14 protein-coding genes and 1 pseudogene are annotated in these 15,282 nt (G+C 73.6%); 6 read left to right on the top strand and 9 right to left on the bottom strand.

Annotated features, from left to right (window positions below):
* The first annotated feature begins 12 nt into the window (after nucleotides 1-12).
* The 3 genes and pseudogenes from ACGFZP_RS30000 to ACGFZP_RS29990 all read left to right on the top strand — a co-directional run bounded on the left by ACGFZP_RS30000 (nucleotide 13) and on the right by ACGFZP_RS29990 (nucleotide 2,785).
* Nucleotides 13-516, top strand: a complete 504-nt coding sequence (locus tag ACGFZP_RS30000; protein ID WP_392939345.1) for a gluconokinase — start codon at nucleotides 13-15, stop codon at nucleotides 514-516.
* Between the two features lie 326 nt (nucleotides 517-842).
* Nucleotides 843-1,889, top strand: a pseudogene (locus ACGFZP_RS29995) (family 2 encapsulin nanocompartment cargo protein terpene cyclase); the annotation flags it as partial.
* Between the two features lie 14 nt (nucleotides 1,890-1,903).
* Nucleotides 1,904-2,785, top strand: coding sequence for a geranyl diphosphate 2-C-methyltransferase (locus ACGFZP_RS29990; protein ID WP_392939048.1), 882 nt, complete (start codon nucleotides 1,904-1,906; stop codon nucleotides 2,783-2,785).
* A gap of 78 nt (nucleotides 2,786-2,863) precedes the next feature.
* Here ACGFZP_RS29990 and ACGFZP_RS29985 read toward each other — a convergent pair whose 3' ends face one another.
* Nucleotides 2,864-4,033, bottom strand: a complete 1,170-nt coding sequence (locus tag ACGFZP_RS29985; protein ID WP_392939047.1) for a serine hydrolase domain-containing protein — start codon at nucleotides 4,031-4,033, stop codon at nucleotides 2,864-2,866.
* Between the two features lie 238 nt (nucleotides 4,034-4,271).
* Here ACGFZP_RS29985 and ACGFZP_RS29980 point away from each other — a divergent pair, with 238 nt between their 5' ends.
* Nucleotides 4,272-7,547, top strand: a complete 3,276-nt coding sequence (locus ACGFZP_RS29980) for a BTAD domain-containing putative transcriptional regulator (RefSeq protein WP_392939046.1) — start codon at nucleotides 4,272-4,274, stop codon at nucleotides 7,545-7,547.
* Here the strand turns inward: ACGFZP_RS29980 and ACGFZP_RS29975 are convergent.
* The 4 genes from ACGFZP_RS29975 to ACGFZP_RS29960 form a co-directional block, all read right to left on the bottom strand.
* Nucleotides 7,531-8,871 carry a serine hydrolase domain-containing protein gene (locus ACGFZP_RS29975; protein ID WP_392939044.1) on the bottom strand — a complete coding sequence of 447 codons (1,341 nt, stop codon included), beginning with the start codon at nucleotides 8,869-8,871 and terminating at the stop codon, nucleotides 7,531-7,533. The genes ACGFZP_RS29980 and ACGFZP_RS29975 overlap by 17 nt on opposite strands.
* A gap of 149 nt (nucleotides 8,872-9,020) precedes the next feature.
* Nucleotides 9,021-9,965 (bottom strand): hypothetical protein, encoded by a 945-nt coding sequence (locus ACGFZP_RS29970; RefSeq protein ID WP_392939043.1) that lies wholly within the window; start codon nucleotides 9,963-9,965, stop codon nucleotides 9,021-9,023.
* A 415-nt stretch (nucleotides 9,966-10,380) separates the two neighbouring features.
* A complete protein-coding gene (locus tag ACGFZP_RS29965) occupies nucleotides 10,381-10,626 on the bottom strand; it encodes a hypothetical protein (RefSeq protein WP_392939041.1) in 246 nt (81 codons plus the stop codon).
* A gap of 163 nt (nucleotides 10,627-10,789) precedes the next feature.
* Complete coding sequence (locus tag ACGFZP_RS29960) at nucleotides 10,790-11,941, bottom strand: anion permease (protein WP_392939039.1); 1,152 nt, start codon at nucleotides 11,939-11,941, stop codon at nucleotides 10,790-10,792.
* A gap of 162 nt (nucleotides 11,942-12,103) precedes the next feature.
* Between ACGFZP_RS29960 and ACGFZP_RS29955 the strand changes: the two genes are divergently transcribed.
* Nucleotides 12,104-12,322: a hypothetical protein gene (locus tag ACGFZP_RS29955; RefSeq protein WP_392939037.1), complete on the top strand. Its 219-nt coding sequence runs from the start codon at nucleotides 12,104-12,106 to the stop codon at nucleotides 12,320-12,322.
* A gap of 121 nt (nucleotides 12,323-12,443) precedes the next feature.
* On the opposite strand, the gene ACGFZP_RS29950 is transcribed toward ACGFZP_RS29955, so the two are convergent.
* Together ACGFZP_RS29950 and ACGFZP_RS29945 are read right to left on the bottom strand one after the other, a co-directional pair.
* On the bottom strand, nucleotides 12,444-12,614 hold the full coding sequence (locus ACGFZP_RS29950; RefSeq protein ID WP_392939035.1) for a hydrophobic protein: 171 nt from the start codon (nucleotides 12,612-12,614) through the stop codon (nucleotides 12,444-12,446).
* Nucleotides 12,615-12,906: 292 nt separating this feature from the next.
* Nucleotides 12,907-13,707 (bottom strand): SDR family NAD(P)-dependent oxidoreductase, encoded by an 801-nt coding sequence (locus ACGFZP_RS29945; protein WP_392939034.1) that lies wholly within the window; start codon nucleotides 13,705-13,707, stop codon nucleotides 12,907-12,909.
* 102 nt (nucleotides 13,708-13,809) lie between these two features.
* Between ACGFZP_RS29945 and ACGFZP_RS29940 the strand changes: the two genes are divergently transcribed.
* A complete protein-coding gene (locus tag ACGFZP_RS29940; protein WP_392939032.1) occupies nucleotides 13,810-14,451 on the top strand; it encodes a TetR/AcrR family transcriptional regulator in 642 nt (213 codons plus the stop codon).
* 18 nt (nucleotides 14,452-14,469) lie between these two features.
* On the opposite strand, the gene ACGFZP_RS29935 is transcribed toward ACGFZP_RS29940, so the two are convergent.
* Both ACGFZP_RS29935 and ACGFZP_RS29930 read right to left on the bottom strand, forming a co-directional pair.
* Nucleotides 14,470-14,766 carry a hypothetical protein gene (locus ACGFZP_RS29935; RefSeq protein WP_392939031.1) on the bottom strand — a complete coding sequence of 99 codons (297 nt, stop codon included), beginning with the start codon at nucleotides 14,764-14,766 and terminating at the stop codon, nucleotides 14,470-14,472.
* A 24-nt stretch (nucleotides 14,767-14,790) separates the two neighbouring features.
* On the bottom strand, nucleotides 14,791-15,030 hold the full coding sequence (locus tag ACGFZP_RS29930; protein WP_392939343.1) for a hypothetical protein: 240 nt from the start codon (nucleotides 15,028-15,030) through the stop codon (nucleotides 14,791-14,793).
* Between the last annotated feature and the right edge of the window lie 252 nt (nucleotides 15,031-15,282).

Below are 15,282 nucleotides of genomic sequence, written 5' to 3'. Positions count from 1 at the left end.
GTCGTGGTGGTCATGGGCGTCGCCGCCTCGGGCAAGACCACCCTGGGGCACCTGCTCGCCCAGCGCCGCGACGTGCCGTTCGTGGAGGGCGACGACTTCCACCCGGCGGCGAACATCGCCAAGATGACGGCCGGGCGCGCCCTCGACGACGCCGACCGCGAACCCTGGCTGCGCGGCCTGACCGACTGGATCCGGGCCACCACCCGCGCCCACCGGGGTGCGGTGCTCTCCTGCTCGGCCCTGAAGCGGGAGTACCGCGACGAGCTCCGGACGGCCGGGCCGGGCGTCTGGTTCCTCCACCTGGCCCTCGACCGGGAGACCGCCCGCGTCCGGATCTCCCACCGGGCCGGGCACTTCATGCCCGCCCGGCTACTGGACTCCCAGTACGACACCCTGGAACCGCTGCAACCGGACGAGCCCGGACTGACCGTCGACGCCACCGCCGACACCGCGGCCGACCTCGCCCTGGCCGAGGCCGCCATCGCACGCTTCGAGGCGGCGGCGCAGCAGTCCTGACGGTCCGTCGACGCCGCCTCCCGTCGGCCCGACCGGCAAGATCGAAGCATTTTCATTTCAAACCCTCTCATGGGCAACGTTCACCCCATCGGGTGCAGGCAGCGCGCTAGGACGCCTCCAATCGGTCCACCCGCCCTACCGTTGATCAGCGAGCGACCAGGGGGCCCGGGGCACGGCACCCCCTTCTGCTGCGCCCAGGCGACGAACCGCCATGACCTGCAGTCCTTCACAGAGGGAGGCCCTTCCATGTCCGTGTACACCGGACCGGAGAACACCGCGGAGCCATCGGCGGTTCGGTCATGAGCAACACCGCCCTGGACCGGATCCTCGGCGGCCCCAGCGGCCTTGGTACCACGGGCCTGCACCTCGCACCGCGCGCGGCCAAGCCCAAGCCCGGCGATCCCATCCCGGGCCTGTACCACCACCCCGTGCCCGATCCCGACCCGGAGCGCTCGGCGGAGGTCGGCCTGCGGGTCAAGGAGTGGGCGCTGGAGGAGGTCGAGCTGTACCCGCCGGAGCTGGAGGACCAGTTCGACGGCTTCTCGGTGGGCAAGTACATGGTGGTCTGCCATCCCGACGCCCCCGACGTCGACCATCTGATGCTCGCGGCCCGGCTGATGGTCGCCGAGAACGCCGTCGACGACTACTACTGCGAGGACCACGGCGGCTCGCCCGTCGGCCTCGGCGGGCGCCTGCTGCTGGCCCACACGGCGCTGGACCCGCTGCACACCGCACCGGAGTACCAGCCGGTCTGGGAGGAGTCGCTCCAGTCGGACGCCCCCCGGCGCGCCTACCGCTCGGCGATGGACTACTTCACCCGCGCGGCCAGCCCCTCCCAGACCGACCGGTTCCGGCACGACATGGCCCGGCTGCACCTGGGGTACCTCGCCGAGGCCGCCTGGACCGAGACGGAGCACGTCCCCGCGGTGTGGGAGTACCTGGCGATGCGCCAGTTCAACAACTTCCGCCCCTGCCCGACCATCACGGACACCGTCGGCGGCTACGAACTGCCCGCCGACCTCCACTCGGTGCCCGCCCTCCAGCGGGTGATCGCGCTCGCCTCCAACGCCACGACCATCGTCAACGACCTCTACTCGTACACCAAGGAACTCGCCGGCCCGGGCCGGCACATGAACCTGCCCGTGGTGATCGCCGAACACGAGGACCGCACCACCCGCGACGCCTACCTGAAGGCGGTCGAGGTCCACAACGAGCTCATGCACGAGTTCGAGGCCGAGGCGGCCGCGCTGACCGCCGCCTGCCCGACCCCCGTCCTGGTGCGCTTCCTACGCGGCGTGGCCGCGTGGGTCGACGGCAACCACTACTGGCACCAGAACAACACCTACCGATACAGCCTGCCCGACTTCTGGTAACCAAGGAGCCATCCATGACCACAACTGACCTGCCCGCCGTGACCACCGCTGCCACCGTTCCCGGACCGGCAACGCCCTACCAGAACGACATCGCCCAGTACTGGAACCACGAGGCCCGGCCCGTGAACCTGCGCCTGGGCGACGTGGACGGCCTCTACCACCACCACTACGGCATCGGGGACGTCGACCACGCCTCACTGGGCGACCCCGGCGACAGCGAGCGCGAGAAGAAGGTGATCACCGAGCTGCACCGGCTGGAGTCCGCCCAGGCCGACGTGCTCCTGAACAACCTGGGCGCCATCCCGCGCGATGCCACCCTGGTCGACGCCGGCTGCGGCCGCGGCGGCTCCATGGTGATGGCCCACCAGCGCTTCGGCTGCAAGGTCGAGGGCGTCACCCTGTCGGCCAAGCAGGCCGAGTTCGGCAACCGGCGCGCCCGGGAGCTCGGCATCGAGGACTCGGTCCGCTCCCGCGTCTGCAACATGCTCGACACGCCCTTCGGGACGGGCGAGGTGGCGGCCTCCTGGAACAACGAGTCCAGCATGTACGTCGACCTGCACGACCTCTTCGCCGAGCACTCCCGGATGCTCGCCGTCGGCGGCCGCTACGTGACCATCACCGGCTGCTGGAACCCGGTCTACGGGCAGCCCTCGAAGTGGGTGTCCCAGATCAACGCGCACTTCGAGTGCAACATCCACTCCCGCCGGGAGTACCTGCGGGCGATGGCGGACAACCGCCTGGTGCCGCAGGCCGTCATCGACCTGACGCCCGACACCCTGCCCTACTGGGAGCTGCGCGCCACCTCCTCCCTCGTCACGGGCATCGAGGAGGCGTTCATCTCCTCCTACAAGGACGGCTCCTTCCAGTACGTCCTGATCGCGGCCGACCGCGTCTGACCGCGTCTGACCCGGCTCTGCCGCGGGGCTGCGCCGTACCGGCCGCAACCCCGCGGCAGTCGCGCTCCGACCGTCGGGTCAGTCGCACAGCGCTGCCACCTGTGCCTTCACCAGGCCCTTGCTCCGCGGGACGGGCGCCTTGTGCTCCAGGTCCGCCCCGAGGTCGAAGACGTTGACGGCGAGGACCAGCTGTCGCTCGCCGTCGGCGGTGGTGAGCGCGACGCTGGTGTAGCCCGGTCCGCCGCCGTCGGTCTCCCAGACGCCGACCGAATCGGAGTCCGGCTCCGAGCCGCACGGCACGTCCATCCGCTGCACGCCCAGTCCGTACGCCGGTTCGTCCGGGAACTCCACCGTGGTGAGCAGTTCGCGCTGCTGGGCGGGGCGCAGCAGCTTGCCGGTGAACAGCGCCCGGTGGAAGCGGGCCAGGTCGTCGACCGTGGAGATCATGGCACCGGCGGTCCAGTCGTACGACGGGCTGAACCGGGTGACGTCCTGCCCCTTGAGGTCGTAACCGTGCAGGTGGGGGCCGTGGATGTCCGGGTCGGTCACCGGGAAGGAGGTGTCCTTCAGGCCGAGCGGGGCGAGGATCCGCCGCTGGATCTCGGCGGGTGCGCTGTGGTGGGTGACCGCCTCGATCACCAGACCGGCGAGCAGGTAGTTGGTGTTGGAGTACGACCAGCCGCCTCCGGGCGCGAACAGCGGCTTGTGCCGAACGGCGCGGGCGATCACCTCCCGCGGGGTGTAGACGTGGTCCCACTCGTGGCGCTCCAGGTAGGGAGCGAAGAACTCCGGCTCGGTCGTGGGGTCGTAGATGCCCGAGGTGTGGTTGAGCAGCTGCCGGACGGTGATGACCCGGCCGTCGTTGCCGGCTCCCTGGACCACGCCCGGCAGCCACTTCTCCACGTTGTCGTCCAGCGAGAGCCGTCCCTCGCCCTCCAGCTGCAGGAGCACCGTCGACACGAACGACTTGGTGTTGCTGGCGATCCGGAACCGCTGGTCCGGCCGGGCCCGCTCGCCGGTCGCCGTGTTCGCGAGACCGGCCGCAATCCGCGACTCCGACTCTCCGCGCCTGGTGTACGCCACGGCTCCCGGGAACCCGTCCGCGACCATCTGCTCGATGCCCTCCCGGAGGCCGGCGGGCGGCGATCCCGGCACCCGTTCCGCCACGGCCGTCGCCGGGAGGAATCCCGACACCGCCACCGCGCACAATCCCGCGCACAGTGCTGCGATCCCCGTACGTGCCCTCATCGGTCTCTCCTTGGTTCTGTTGTCCGTCCCCCGTTGATGATCATCGTGCCCGGCCGTCGTGCCGGCCCCCCATCCTGCTGACGCCCGGGTTGGTGCGGGGGTTATCCCCATCTCCCGCCGTTGCCGGGGAGCTGACTCCTCCTCAATCGCGGCTGACGGTGGGACAGGTACGGGTTGGCGGTCGGGGCGGCGGGGCTGGGATAGTGGGCGGGTGCGTGTCGGCCTGCTTGGAGCTCTGATGCTGGACACCGGTGGCGGCCCGGTGCCGGTGGGCGGGCCCCGGCTGCGGGCGCTGCTGGCGCGGCTGGCGCTGGACGCCGGACGGGCCGTACGGGCCGAGGAGTTGGCGCAGGCCCTGTGGGGCGAGGAGACGGCGCCGGGCGACCGGGCGAACGCGTTGCAGTCGCTGGTGTCCCGGTTGCGGCGGGTGCTGGGTGATCCGGCGCTGCTCGGCTCTGAGCCGGGCGGGTACCGGCTGGCGGTCGAGGCGGGCGCGGTGGACGTCGTCCGGTTCGAGCGGTTGGCCCGCTCGGGCCGGCTTCTGCTCGCGCAGGACCGGCCCGCCGAGGCCGCCGCCGCCCTGCGGGAGGCACTGGCCCTGTGGCGCGGCGGCGCGCTGGCGGACGTCCGGGAGGCGCCGTTCGCCGAGGCCGAGGCCGCCCGGCTGGAGCGGGCCCGGTTGGCCGCCCTGGAGGACCGGATCGAGGCCGACCTCGTGCTTGGAGCCGAACCCGGTCTCGTCGCCGAACTGGAGTCGCTGACCGCGCAACACCCGCTGCACGAACGGCTGCACGCCCAGTTGGTCCGCGCCCTGGCCGCCGGCGGCCGGGGCGCCGAGGCACTGGCCGTCTACCAGCGGCTGCGCGGCCGGCTGTCCGAGGACTTCGGCAGCGACCCGGGGCCACAGCTGCAGGCGGCCCACCTCGCCGTGTTGCGCGGCGAGATCCCCGGGCCGCGGCCCGACCGCTCACGGGTGCGCGGCAACCTGGACGCGCCGCTGACCAGCTTCGTGGGCCGGGAGGAGGACGTCCGCCGGGTGGCCGGACTGCTCGACGCGGCCCGGCTGGTCACCCTGGTCGGGCCCGGGGGCTCCGGCAAGACCCGGCTGGCCGTCACCGCCGGCCGGCGGCTCACCCCGGCCGGCGGGGTGTGGTTCGTCGCCCTGGCCCCGGTCGGCGCGGACGACGTGCCGCGCGCGGTACTGGACGTGCTGCGGATGCGCGAGGCCGGTTCGCCCGGGCGCGGCGGCCCCGGCGAGGACGCCGTGGACCGGCTGGTCGAGTCGCTGGGGGACGACGAACTGGTCCTGGTCCTGGACAACTGCGAGCACGTGGTCGAGGCCGCCGCGCGGCTGGCCGAGGCGCTGCTTCGCCGGTGCCCCCGGCTGCGGGTGCTGGCCACCGGCCGGGAGCCGCTTCGGATCGACGGTGAGACCCTGCACCCGGTCCTCCCGCTGGAGCTGCCCGCACCGGGCGCGCCGGACCGGCAGGCCCGCGCCTGTGCGGCGGTCCGGCTGTTCCACGACCGGGCCGCCGCGGTGCGTCCCGGCTTCACCGCGGACGGCGCCGCACTCGCGGCCGCGGTCGAGATCTGCCGACGCCTGGACGGCCTGCCGCTGGCGATCGAACTGGCCGCGGCGCGGCTGCGCACGCTGCCGATCGAGGTGGTCACGGCCCGGCTGGACGACCGGTTCCGGCTGCTCACCGGGGGAAGTCGCACCGCGCTGCCCCGGCACCGGACCCTGCGGGCCGTGGTGGCCTGGAGCTGGGAGCTGCTGGACGACGAGGAGCGCGCGCTCCTGGAACGGCTGGCGGTGGTCCCCGGCGGCTTCACCGAGGACGCGGCGCAGGCGGTCGGCGGGCCCGACCTCCAGGCGGTCGGCGGGCCCGACTGCCGTGCCCCCGACGTCCGGGAGATCCTGGCGGCCCTGGTCGACAAGTCCCTGCTGCACCCCGTCCGGGCCGCCGACACGGGTGAGCCGCGCTACCGGATGCTGGAGACCATCCGGGAGTACGGCCTGGAGCAGCTCGCCCGGCGTGCGGAGACCGGCGCCGTCCGGCGACGGTACGTCGGGTTCCTGCTCGACCTGGCCGAGCTCGCCGAACCCCGTCTGCGCACCGGCGGCCAACTGCGCTGGCTGGCCCGGCTGTCGGCCGAACGGGACAACCTGTCGGCCGCGATCCGCTGGGCGGTCGAGGCGGGGGACGCCGACACGGCGGTCCGCTTCGGTGCCGCGCTGGGCTGGTTCTGGTCCCTGCGGGGCAACCCCCCGGAGTCACTGGACCTGCTCGGGAGAGTGCTGGAGGTGCCCGGGCCGGCCGATCCGGTGGCCCGGGCGCTGGTGGTCGTGGCCCACGCGCTCGGCACCGCGGAGGTCGGTACGCCGCAGGAGGCGGAGGCCGCCATCGGCCGGATCGGGCGGTCGGTGGAGGGCGTCGATCCCGCCCTCCACCCCCTACTGGGGCTGGCCAGGTTGGCCATCGCGGTCACCGCCCCGGCGGACGGGGACCGGGGCAACGGCGAACCGGACAGCGGGGACCCGAACGACCCGGACAGCCCCGACGACGGACGACGCGATCCCTGGCGCCGGTCGTTCGGGCTGGCGGTCCGGGGCCGGCTGGCCATGCACGCCGGGGACCTCTCCCTCGCCGGCACCCTGCTCTCCCGCGCGCTGACCGGCTTCGAGGAGCTCGGCGAGCGGTGGGGCCTGGCGACCACGCTGGGCGCCCTCGGATCGCTCCGGCGGCGGTCCGGCGACCCGGCCGCCGCCCTGGCGATGAACGAGCGGGCCACCCGCTGCTTCCGGGAGCTCGGCATGCGGGAGTACACGGTCGAGAACGACGTGGAGGCCGCGCTGGTCCATGCTCAGACCGGGGACGAGGCAGCCGGACGGCGGCGGCTGGAGCGCCTGCTCGACCAGGTGGCGCAGAGCGGGTCGGCGGAGCTGTGGGCCCTGGTCCGCCTGGGCCTGGCCCGCCTGGAGTGGCGGGCCGGGCGCCCGGGGCCCGCCCGTGAGCACGCCCGGATCGCACTGGCCGAGGCACCCGCCGACCAGGCGCCGCCGTCACATCTGACCGCTCTACTGCTCGGTGTGCTCGCCCAGGTGGACGCGGCCGACGGGCTCCCCGACGACGCGGTGCGCCGACTCGACCACCCGGCGGTGCGCCTGGTGCTGACCTGGGACTCCCCGGTCGCGGCCGGGCTCGCGGTCGTGGCCGCCGAGGTCGCGTTGGCCCGCGACCGGCCGGACGGCGCCGCCCGGCTGCTGGGCGCGGCCGCCGCGCTGCGCGGCTCCGGCGAGCCCGGCGACGCCGACGTGCACCGGATCGCCCGGCGGGCCGCCACCGCCCTGGGGGAGCCCGGGTTCGCGACGGCCCACGCCGAGGGCGCCGAGCTGACCCGGAGCGAGGCCAGAGAACTGGTCTCCGCGAGCCTCACCGCACCCGACTCGCCCGCACCCGGTCCCCCCGCACCCGACTCCCCCGCGGGCGGCTCGCTCAGCCGGTGCCGGTAGCGCCCGCGGCCGTCGGGACGGGCTTGCCGAACATGGTGCAGATCACCGCGGTCTTGAGCGCCTGGTCGGCCTCCAGGATCCCCTCGTCGGCCTCGAACTCGTACACGAACTCCGTCGGGACGAGCACGGTGGCGGTGCGTCGGCCGGTGACGTCGGTGATGGTGCTGCTGGAGTACCCGGTGATCCCGCCGTCATGGGCCCAGATCGTCCCGCAGGGCGTGGACCCGGTCTCGATGCCCAGGCCGGAGCCGGGCCCGTTCACCGGGTTCTCCGGGTCCATCGGGACGGTCGTGCGCATCTGTGCGAGCTGGGCCGCGGGCAGCAGCCGGCCGGACATCAGTGCCGTGTGGAAGCGCGCCCAGTCCTGCGCGGTGGACACCACCGCCCCGGCGGCCCCGCCCCAACCCGGGTCGTTGCCGGAGACGTCCACCCGGCCGTCGTGCTGCGGCCCGGCGACCACCCTGTACTCGGCGGGTACGCCCGTCGGCATGTGGGCCTGGTCAGGCTCGTACCCGCGGGCGTGCCGGCCGCGCCAGGTCGAGTCCGTGGCGAGGTAGGTGTGCCGCAGGCCCAGCGGCCGGGCGATCCGGTCGCGGAGCAGGTCGGCCGCGCTCTGCCCGGTGACCTGTTCGAGGACGGCGCCGACCGCGGCGTAGTTCGTGTTGCTGTACGACCACCGCGTGCCCGGCGCGAACAGCGGCTCGTGCCGGACCCCCAGGGCGAGCAGGTCCAGCGAGGTCCACCGCCGCGGGTCCGTGCCGAGGATCGAGGCCAGCAGGCCGCTGTCCCCGGTGTAGTCGAACAGGCCGCTGGTGTGGTTCAACAGCATCCGCAGCGTGATCGCCCCGCCGTTCGGGACCTTCCCCGGCAGCCACCGCTCCACCGGGTCGTCCAGGTCGAGCCTGTGCTCGGAGACCAGCATCAGCACGAGCACGGCCATCATGGTCTTGGTGTTGGAGCCCATCCGGAACTCGTCCCCCACCGCGAGCCGGCCGTCCCGCTCGGCCCAGGGGGCCTGCTCGACGACCTCCACCGGCAGACCCCGGCCGTCGTCCACCCGCACGATCACACCCGGCGCCCCGGCGGCCACCAACGCCTTTGCCAGCCGGGCCAGTTGGGACCGCTGGGCCTCGACGCCGTCCAGGGCCGCCGCAGGCGCGGACCGCGTGGCCGCCCTCGCCGGAGCGGGGGCCGCGATCGCGACCGCCGCCAGTGCGACGGCCAGACCGGAGGCCGTGACCGCCGCCGACACCCCCCGCAGGCGGCGCGGGGAGCACACCGGGCGATCCGGTGAAGCAGCGTGGTGGGGCAGTGACTGGGGCATGGAACCGTTCCTCTGCGCTCAGGCCGATCGGGACGACCCCAGCCTCCGCCCCGCCGCTGGCAACCCGCGCACAGCGCGCTGTCAGCCCGCGCACCGCCCCGGCCCGGAAGGGAGAACGCGCCCGAGCCGCCGCCGCACCGGACGTGGCGTCAGACCAGCGCCTTGGACCGCCAGTAGCCGAACTCCTGCAGCGGCTCGCCGTCGAGCACCCACGGCCAGGCGGTGGCCGTGTCGCCGATCAGGTCGAACGCTGCGGCGCTCTCGCGCGGCCGACCGGCCTGGACGAGGGCGAAGGCCAGCAGGTTGAGATCGGCGCGGGCGGCCGCGTGCCGCAGATGGCCGGGGCGGGGCCACTCGGCCAGGGCCGCGTCCAGTGCCCGCGCGGCCCGGCTGTTGGTCCACTGGCGGCGGACCAGCAGCCCTTCGACCCCTCCCTTGGCGGCGACCCTGGCGTGTTCGTCGACCAGCGCGGTCAGCTCCACCGCGACGGCCGGCGCGGTCGACGGGACGGAGGTCCGGACGGTGTCGACGAACTCCAGCTGCCTGCCGCGCGAGCCGCACTCCTCGGGCGACAGGTACCGCAGCATCTGCAGATGCGCCTCACGGTTCCAGGGGTCGCGCTCGACCACCTCGTTCCAGACCGCGAACAGCTCGCGCGAGTCGGCGCGCATCAGGCGCAGGATCCCGAGCAGCACCACCCAGGGGGTGGGGTCCTCGGGGACGACACCGGTGGCGCGGTAGCAGTGGTCGGCGGCGGCCCGGGCGTCCTCCATCCGCCCCGCGTGCCGGCCGCGGACCAGCTCGACCCACGCCTCGAAGACCATCGGGTCGGCGCTGTTCGGGCGGCGCAACCGCCAGGAGCGCGCGAGCCCGGAGGGCGCGGCGGCCTCGGCGAGCACGGCGAGGCGGTGCCCACGACGGTCCCAGTCCGTCCCGGCCTGCTGGACCAACCGCTCGACCTGGTCGACCTGAATGGCGCCCTGCCCGGGAATCCCGAGGGAATTCAGCTGTCGCCGCACGCGACCGAGATCGACGTCGTCGAGTTCCGGCAGTAGGCGTGGACCGGAGGAGCGAAATCTTCGAAGGATCGACACGCGCCGCAGCCTAGGCCCCCGCTGGAATTCGGGACAGACCTCGGCAGTGAATTGTTATTTCCGGCCCCTCCGGTGACCACCCGGTCCCGTACAGCGACCGGACACCGCGGGTGACCGGCGGAAACGGACCGGTGACGGCGCCGGTCGGTGGCGGGGGGGCGTAGCGTGCGGAACAGGCGGACGCATCACGGATTTCCGGCTGCCATGGCGGCTCCCTTCGCATACCCCGGAAATTCCGCGACGCGGGAACGGAGGGGGGAACGGAGGGGAGTGCCGGTCGGGCGAATCCGAGATCCGGGAGCCCGCTGCGACGAATTCCCCCGACGTGTCCGTCTTTCGAAAAACCTGATCCCGCGTCAGTGCCGCGCTCCCCCGCCGCCCTGCCGTCGACCGCGGCCGGGTGCGGTGCGGCCGTTCAGCTGTGGTTGACGATGACGGAGATGCCCCAGCCGATCGCGGCGAGCACCGCGGCGAAGCACAGACCGGCCACCGCGTAGCCGACCGGCCCGGCGGTCGGCCGCCCGACCGTGGCCCCACCGACCCGGGGCGGCGGGTTGAGGGTGCGCAGCCCGACAGCGAACAGGGCCGGCAGTCCGGCGCCGGTGAGAAGACCCACCACGAGGATCTTCCACAGCGCGTTCAGGTTGATCCAGGAGTTCACGGGGGCCTGTCTTTCGGATCGCGTCGGATCAGTGGGCGGCGTTGGAGTGCGTGCATCGGCGGTGCGGAGGAGGGAGTCCATGCGCTGGGGGCACCTCCCGGCCGAAGGCCGGGGGCGTGCGTGCTCCGGCGTCGACCACCCGCCGAGATCCGAAAGACAGGCCCTATGCCGCCTTGCTGGTTTCCGGGGCGGGGATCACCGAGCCGGTCCACGCGGCGTTGACGTTCTCCGGCGTCACGGCCGCGCGGCGGGAGGCGAGGAAGAACGCGACCGCGGCGAGGAGCAGCACGATGAAGATCACCACGACGCCGATGGTCCCGCCGATGCCGTGCGCGGCCCAGTAGGCCGCGGCGCCGACCACCGCGGAGGCCGGCAGGGTGAACAGCCAGGCCACCGCCATCCGGCGGGCGGTGCGCCAGCGAACGACGGCGCCCCGCTTCCCGACTCCCGAACCCAGGATCGACCCGGTGGCCACATGGGTGGTGGAGAGCGAGTAGCCGAAGTCGGTGGAGCAGAGGATCACCGCGGCCGAGGCCGACTCGCTGGCCATCCCCTGCGCCGAGTCGATCTCCACCAGCCCCTTGCCCAAGGTCCGGATGACCCGCCAGCCGCCGATGTAGGTGCCCAGCGCGATCGCCACCGCGCAGGAGGCAATCACCCAGGTCGGGGACTTGGCGCCGGCGTGCAGGGTGCCGTTGGCGATCAGGGCGAGCGTGATGACGCCCATGGTCTTCTGCGCGTCGTTGGTGCCGTGGGCGAGCGAGACCATGGAGGCCGAACCGACCTGGCCGAGCCGGAAGCCGTGCCCGCGGGGGCCGTCCGGCACGTCGCGGGTGAGGCGGTGGACGAGGTAGATGCCGACCGCGGCGACCGTGCCGGCGATGAACGGGGACAGTGTGGCGGGCACGATCACCTTGGATACCAGGCCCTGCCATTTGACGGCGTTGGCGCCGGCCGCCGCCATCGTGGCCCCGACCACGCCGCCGATGAGGGCGTGCGAGGAACTGGAGGGAATACCGAGGTACCAGGTGGCCAGGTTCCACAGGATGCTGCCGGCCAGGCCGGCGAAGACCACGGTCAGGGTCACGACGCCGCTGTCGACCAGGCCGTTGGCGATGGTCGCGGCGACGGCGGTCGACAGGAACGCGCCGACCAGGTTGAGTACCGCCGAGACGGCGACGGCGACCCGCGGACGGAGCGCCTCGGTGACGATCGAGGTCGCCATGGCGTTTCCGGTGTCATGGAATCCATTGGTGAAGTCGAAACCCAGCGCGGTGGCGACCACCAGCACCAGGACCGCGTTGTTGCCGGTCACGGGCCAGAACCTAACCCGCCGATATGCCTGACCGGCCGTGCGGTGACCCGGCGCGCCGGGTCACCGCGATCATTCACCCGCCCAGGCCATACCTTCCGGAGGGCCGCCGCGACCTGCGGAAAAGGGGGGTTGGCGCCGGTATTCGGGGGCAGACGGGCACCCATGACCGATCGAGCGAACTCCTCCCCCGCCGCCCCCGGCGGCACGATCACCCGGCCCGCGCCGCGGGACCCGTCGCCGCCTCCGCTGCTGCCCGACCCGCCGGCGCCGCCCGGATCGCCGCTGCCGCCCCCGGAACCGCCCCGGCCCGAACGGGAGGGCGCACCCGACCCGCAGCCGCCGGGCCCGGCCGACCCGCAGCCGCTGGAGCCGCCCGACTGACCCTCAACCGGACATGCCGGGGGCCGACACAGCCCTGTGTCGGCCCCCGGCATGTCCGCGGCCGGCGGCCCGTCACCACCGGGCGACCGCACGGTGTGCGCGATCCGGCGGCGGGCCTGTGTCACCAGCGGTACCAGCGGCCCCGGCTGCCCGCCGCGGTGGTGCCACGGACGAGGAAGCCGAGCAGCCACGCCGCCAGCACGATCACGGCCAGCCACCACAGGACCTTCAGGGCGAAACCCGCACCGAACAGCAGCAGGGCGAGCAGAAGAACGAGAATCAGCGGACCCATCGCATTTCCTTTCCTCCGGTGATTGTCGACTCGCTGCTGCCCCCGATGCCGGAGTCCATGCCCCGCCGCGGCGCCCGGGGCCTCAGTTGGGCGTGCCCGGGTGCTCGCGCGGAGCCGCGGCGGCGACCTCGCGGGTGTGCCGGCGCCGTCGCACCGTGCCCGTCTCATTCATGCCCGGGTTCCCCGTCCGTCCCTGGTTCGGTCGTTCCGCGCAGGCCCCTGCCGCACGCGGCGGTCTCCGGCCACGGAGGAACACCGGGGATCAGTGCGCCGGGGATCGGTGCGCCGGGGATCAGCGCGCCGGGGATCGGTGCGCCGGGTTCGGCCGGGTGATGCGTTCGGCGAAGGCGACCATGGCTCGGCGCGGCAGCAGGCGCGGGGTCAGCGTGCCGAGGCGGTTGACGAACCCGTCGACGACGGTCGGCCGCCCCTTCTGCAGGGCGGCCAGCGTGGTGGCGACGACCTGCTCGGGCCGACGGCGGTTACCCACCACGGCCTGCTCGCCGACGACCTCGAAGAAGGGGGTGTCGGTGGCACCCGGGCAGAGCGCCAGGGCCTGGACGCCGCTCCCGCGGAGCTCGTTCGAAAGCGCCTCGGTGAAGGAGAGCACGTACGCCTTGGTCGCCCCGTAGACGGCCATCCGGGGAACCGGCTGGAAGGCGGCCGTGCTGGCCACGTTGATCACCGCCCCGCGGCCCCGTTCGACCATCCCGGGCAGCAGCCGGGCGGTCAGGTCTGTGAGGGTGAGGCAGTTGAGGTGCACCTCCTCGGCCATCCGCGTCGGATCGCTCTCGGCGACGGCGCCGAAGGTGGCGAAGCCGGCGTTGTTGATCAGGACGTCGACCGCCGCACCCAGCTCCTCGACCCGGCGCTGCACCTCCGCGCCGGCCCCGGGGCGGGCCAGGTCCAGCGGCAGGACGTGCACGGTGATGTCATGAGCCTTCGTCAACTCCTGCTGGAGGGTGCGCAGTCGGTCCTCTCTGCGGGCGACGACGACCAGGTCCGATCCGCGGGCGGCGAGCTCGCGGGCGAACGCCGCCCCGATTCCGGTGGACGCTCCCGTGATCAGGGTGGTCTTGCGGCTGAAGTCCATGACTCTCCTCGTGACGGGACGCGGGCGGACGTCGAATCCGCACCGAAGCCTCAATGTAGTCAGCGACAACAAAGTAGTCAACGACTACTTACTCGTATGCTGATGACCATGCGAACGGGCCGCTATCACCACGGAGACCTCCGCGCCGCACTTCTGGAGCGCGCCGAGCAGACACTGCGCGAGCAGGGCGTCGAGGCGCTGTCGCTGCGCGAGCTCGCCCGCGCCCTCGACGTCAGCCACGCCGCGCCCAGCCGCCACTTCAGGGACCGGCGCGCCCTGCTCGACGCACTCGCGCTCACCGGCATCCAGCGGCTGACCACCGCGGCCCGCAGCGGCCTCGCCAGGAGCGGGGACGGCTTCCGCGAGCGGGTGTTCGTCTTCGCCCGCGCGTACGTCGACTTCTCCGCCGCCCACGCCGCACTCCTGGAGCTGGCCTTCGCCCGCAAGCACGACACCTCCGTCGCGGAGGAACTGGAGCTCGCCTGGCAGCCCGTGAAGGCGGACCTCCACGCCCTGATCGCGCAGGGCCAGCGCGAGGGAAGGATCCGGACCGGCGACGCCGACCGGATCGGCGCCGTCATCTTCGCGGCCGTGCACGGCGTGGCCACCCAGGCGGCGGGCGGCCAGCTCTCCGGCCCGGCCCTGGACCAGGTCTTCGACGACCTGCTCACCCACCTGCTCCGCGGCCTCGCACCGGGCGCCGGGGACGAACCGCTGGCCAGGTCGGCCGCACCGGTCTGCTGAACCGGCCCGTCCTCACCCTCAAGAGTGGGCCGCCCCCGCCGTCAGCTCGCTTCCTCGGGCTCCTCCGCGAGCAGCTCCAGCACCGGCAGCGCCGCAAGCAGGGCGTCGTCCGAGGACGTCCGGGCCGAGCATCCCGCGCACCGGGTTGCACCCGAGGGACGCCGCGAACAGGGTGCCGACGGGCGGCAGCGCGGCGACGCCCCGGGCGGCGGCGGCCGGCACGCCCTGCGCGGTCAGCCCGCCCTCCAGCCCGTGCGGCGGCGAGCCCGCCAGGCCGGCCACCATCAGCGAGAAGAAGATGCCGGCGCCGACCACCCGGCGTGATCCGAAGGAGGGGCCCTAAGCGGGCCGCTGCACCCGGTGGCGGGTGGCGCCGAACCCGGTCTCGTGGTCCCAGACGTGGGTGCAGCCCGGGCACTGCAGGTGCAGCATGCTCCCGGTGTTGGACAGCAGGTAGCGCCAGTGCTCGGCACAGCTGCGCCCCTTCGCGCACGGCTCGCAGCCGCGCGCGTCCTCGCAGGCCGGGCAGGCCACCCAGGCGCGGCGGCCGGGGTCGGCCTGCGGGTCGATCGGCAGCAGACCCGTGCGCGGGCGCCCCGAGCGGAGGGACGGGCGGGTGGCATCGGTGCGATTGCGGAACATGAACGCTGAACTTAGGTAAGCCTTCCCTTCCTGTCAAGCTGCCATCGGGGGCCTCCACGGGCGTTGGAGGTCACGGAGAGTGCCGACGTGGAGGCGGTGGGTGGGGGTTGTGGTGCGGGCCACCCGGGAGCGGGTGACCGTGAGGCGGTTGCGGCACGCGCGGCAGGGGGGCCGTCACGCGCTGTCGAC

It is taken from the genome of Kitasatospora sp. NPDC048239, from assembly GCF_043202015.1.
In the GTDB taxonomy this organism is placed as follows: Bacteria; Actinomycetota; Actinomycetes; order Streptomycetales; family Streptomycetaceae; genus Kitasatospora.
The sequence above is the reverse complement of the archived record's forward strand: the minus strand, read 5'-3'. Positions and strand labels throughout refer to the sequence as shown.

Excerpts from the sequence above, each read along its gene's own strand:
- ACGFZP_RS30000 (WP_392939345.1), top strand. The coding sequence starts at position 13 with ATGGGCGTCGCCGCCTCGGGCAAGACCACCCTGGGGCACCTGCTCGCC.
- ACGFZP_RS29990 (WP_392939048.1), top strand. The coding sequence starts at position 1,904 with ATGACCACAACTGACCTGCCCGCCGTGACCACCGCTGCCACCGTTCCC.
- ACGFZP_RS29985 (WP_392939047.1), bottom strand. The coding sequence starts at position 4,033 with ATGAGGGCACGTACGGGGATCGCAGCACTGTGCGCGGGATTGTGCGCG.
- ACGFZP_RS29980 (WP_392939046.1), top strand. The coding sequence starts at position 4,272 with ATGCTGGACACCGGTGGCGGCCCGGTGCCGGTGGGCGGGCCCCGGCTG.
- ACGFZP_RS29975 (WP_392939044.1), bottom strand. The coding sequence starts at position 8,871 with ATGCCCCAGTCACTGCCCCACCACGCTGCTTCACCGGATCGCCCGGTG.
- ACGFZP_RS29955 (WP_392939037.1), top strand. The coding sequence starts at position 12,104 with ATGACCGATCGAGCGAACTCCTCCCCCGCCGCCCCCGGCGGCACGATC.
- ACGFZP_RS29950 (WP_392939035.1), bottom strand. The coding sequence starts at position 12,614 with ATGGGTCCGCTGATTCTCGTTCTTCTGCTCGCCCTGCTGCTGTTCGGT.
- ACGFZP_RS29945 (WP_392939034.1), bottom strand. The coding sequence starts at position 13,707 with ATGGACTTCAGCCGCAAGACCACCCTGATCACGGGAGCGTCCACCGGA.
- ACGFZP_RS29940 (WP_392939032.1), top strand. The coding sequence starts at position 13,810 with ATGACCATGCGAACGGGCCGCTATCACCACGGAGACCTCCGCGCCGCA.